A 3,148-nucleotide genomic window follows, 5' to 3' on the forward strand; every position below is an offset into this window, starting at 1 on the left:
GGGGTAGAAGCCGAGCCGGCGGTGGCCTCGAGGTAGGCCTCCGGGCAGGTGAAAACTACGGCGACATCATCGGCGTGTGGTTCTGGGGCAGCCGCACCATCCGTAATGTCAAAGGGGATGCCCGCGGCTAGTGCCCCGAGCGCAATGACGGCAGCCTGCCACGACACCGGAAGGTCGATGAGGATGCGAGAATCGGTGCCAGGCTCAAGGTCGAGCTCTTCCAGCAGCATATTGGCAATCTTGGAGGTCCAGTTCTCCAGCGTTTGCGCCGAGAAGTCCATGCGGGTGCCGTCAGCTTCGTTGTAGACGCTGAGGCGGGGAGCGGAGGCATCGGCGGACAGAAGATGCTGAAGGAGTTCCATGTCCGCCCATCGTAGGTGGCGGGCGCCCAGCCCGCCACGACGCTCTTAATTCACGCAGCGCGGGCCGTCGCCGCCGGCGTCGATTTCCGGTGCCACCTCGGCGGTACCGAAGTCATCGCCCGGCGTACCCACTTGCTGGGTGTCACCGCCCTCGCTCGTCTCGGCGGAAGCCTCCTCTTCTTGCGCGGAGTCATCCTTCGGGCCGGAGTAGTCATCGGTAGCCACCACGATGAAGGTATCCGGCTCGAGCTCCTCGTTGGCCGTGACCGGCAGGCCACCGAGCTGCTCAGCCAAAGCCTGTGCGCGCTCATCGTTGGCATCCGCGGCCACGATCTGGGACTCGGTATACAGGCCCGACTGCGCATTGGCCGTGCGCTCAACGGTGTAGCCCACGTTCTTCAACCACGCACCGATTCCGCCGGCCATGCCGTCGACGGTGCCGGCATTCAGGACGTGGAGGTTGAGGTCCTCGGCCACCGGCTTTTCGCCCTCCTCGGCTGCCTTGTCCGTGGCGGCATCCTCAGACTTCTCTTCTTCCTCAGTCTTCTCTTGGGACTTGGCCAAATCGTCCATGAAGCGGTGGACCTCCGCGGTATCGATGGTCACCACCGATTCGCCGTAGTCACCCACGCCGGTAATGGAGGTCACCGGGATCGTCGTAAACGTCACGTTGCCGCCGGCTAGCCCGGCCAGCTGGGAAACAAATCCCATGATGTCCCAGCCATCATCGATGACAACGGAGCGCTCCACGGCATCGGCAATCTTGTTGAGCTTGCCCGGGGACGTCAGCGTTCCCGAATCCAAAACCTTCGAGGTTAGCGAGGCCATGTAGGCCTGCTGGCGCACGATGCGGTCGAGGTCGCCGCGCGGCAGGTCATAGCGCTGGCGCACGAAGGACAAGCCTTCTGAGCCCTTCAAGGTTTGGCGCCCCTTCGAGAACTTCGCACCGGACATCGGATCATCAACGTCATTGTTGAGGCAGACGTCGACGCCCCCGACGGCGTCGGTAAGCAGCACGAAGCCCAACAGGCCCACCTCAGCGTAGTGATCAACGCTGACGTCCGTGAGCGTGCGCACCATTGAGATGAGCCCAGCACGTCCGGCCTCCGTGCTCTCCTTCTCCATCTCCTTCTCCGTGTAGGGAGGCTTCTTACCTGCTGCCTCAGCCTCTGCGTTTTCCTGCTGGAGCTCCTCCATCTTGGCGGACTTGTGGAGCGCGAAGACAGCGTTGATCTTGGTGTTTCCAAATTCGCTGTCGTGGACATAGGTATCGCGCGGGATGGACACCGCAGTCGCGCGCGAGCCATCGTTGGGGATGCGGATCACCATGATGGTGTCGGTGTTTTCCTCGCCCTCATCCACACCGGCATGCAGGTCCGCCAGCTCCTGTTCGGAGAGCGGATTCCCCTTGGCATCGGTGCGCGAGTCCTTGCCCACGAGCAAGATATCCACCGCGCCATCGAGGCCGTTGTCCTTAAAACCGCCCTGGTTGCCGAGTGCCAGATTGGAGGCGGAGGAGATGTCATTCCCCAGCTTGCCCACGGTGAAGTAGCCCACGCCGGAGAGCACGAGGACCACTGCAGACAGGAAGGCGACGACGGCCTTGAGCGGCGTCGATCCTCGTTGGGTGGTGGGCGCGGACTGCGAGGGCGAGGCCTGAATGTGGCGGGCGGTGCGCGGGGAATTCGGGGAAGTCACGGGACTAGTTTAAGTGAGCTCGCTGCAAAAACGTGAAGCAGTGTCGCGGGCGCGTGCGCATGCTGGCGTTAGGTACCCTCAGACACATCGTGAACAATTTACAGAAACCCCTGGCCGTGGTCACCGTGACCTTTTCGCCTGGCCGCTACCTCAGCGACTTTTTGGCTTCGCTGCGCTTGGCGACGTCCCTACCTACCCTTACCGTCCTCGCCGACAATGGCTCAACCGATGGGGTACCGGAAGCCGCCGCGCGGGAGCACGCGGACGTGGAATTCCTCGATACTGGAGGAAACATCGGCTACGGCGCAGGAATGAACGCGGGCGCGCGCTTCGCTCGTGCGCACGGCGTCGATGAAGAGTTCTTCCTCATTGCCAACCCGGACGTGACGTTTAGCGAGGGCTCCCTGGATGAGCTGATCGCCTGTGCACGCCGCCACCCGGACGCAGCGGCGGTGGGCCCGCGCATCGTGGAGCCGGATGGTAGCAACTATCCCTCTGCTCGCGCGGTGCCGACGTTGCTGACGGGGGTTGGCCATGCGCTCTTTGGAACGATTTGGCCTTCCAATCCGTGGTCGCGCGCCTATCGCGATGATGCCGACATGGACAGCGAGCGCCCCGCCGGCTGGTTGTCCGGCTCCTGCCTTCTGGTGCGCTGGGAGGCGTTTGAGCAGATCGGTGGTTTTGATGAGCGTTACTTCATGTATTTGGAGGACGTGGACTTAGGAGACCGCTTCGTCCGCGCCGGCTGGCGCAATATCTTCTGCCCCACGGCGATGATTACCCACGCCAAGGGCCATTCGACGCAGGCGCACCGCGGCGCGATGCTGCGTGCGCACCATGATTCCGCCTATCGCTTCCAAGCGGACAGGCACCCGCACTGGTACCAAGCGCCCCTGCGCGTGGCATTGTGGCTGGGGCTGCGGGCGCGAGGGCTGATTTTAAGCGCGTGCCGCGACGGCTCCTGAGTCAGGCGCGCCTATACACTAACGGTGACTTATCTGAAAGAGATTAAGGAACGATATGACTGAATCAGCGCCCCAGTGGGGATCGACGGCCGATGCCGTCATTCTGGTGGGAGGTCGCGGCAC

At 63.0% G+C, this 3,148-nt stretch carries 3 protein-coding genes; 1 reads left to right on the forward strand and 2 read right to left on the reverse strand.

Annotated features, from left to right (window positions below; all coding sequences use genetic code 11):
* Window positions 1-362 (reverse strand): TIGR03089 family protein (locus RDN59_RS11790; RefSeq protein WP_308607999.1); only part of this gene is annotated, 362 nt, incomplete at its 3' end.
* A 45-nt stretch (window positions 363-407) separates the two neighbouring features.
* Entirely contained in the window at window positions 408-2,060 is a 1,653-nt protein-coding gene (locus RDN59_RS11795) for an LCP family protein (RefSeq protein ID WP_308608000.1), read from the reverse strand.
* A gap of 59 nt (window positions 2,061-2,119) precedes the next feature.
* Here RDN59_RS11795 and RDN59_RS11800 point away from each other — a divergent pair, with 59 nt between their 5' ends.
* Window positions 2,120-3,025, forward strand: a complete 906-nt coding sequence (locus RDN59_RS11800; protein ID WP_308608001.1) for a glycosyltransferase family 2 protein — start codon at window positions 2,120-2,122, stop codon at window positions 3,023-3,025.
* Window positions 3,026-3,148 lie beyond the last annotated feature (123 nt).

Source organism: uncultured Corynebacterium sp., from assembly GCF_902489365.1.
Taxonomy (GTDB): Bacteria; Actinomycetota; Actinomycetes; order Mycobacteriales; family Mycobacteriaceae; genus Corynebacterium.

Coding starts and splice junctions, on each gene's coding strand:
- RDN59_RS11800 (WP_308608001.1), top strand. CDS start 2,120: ATGCTGGCGTTAGGTACCCTCAGACACATCGTGAACAATTTACAGAAA.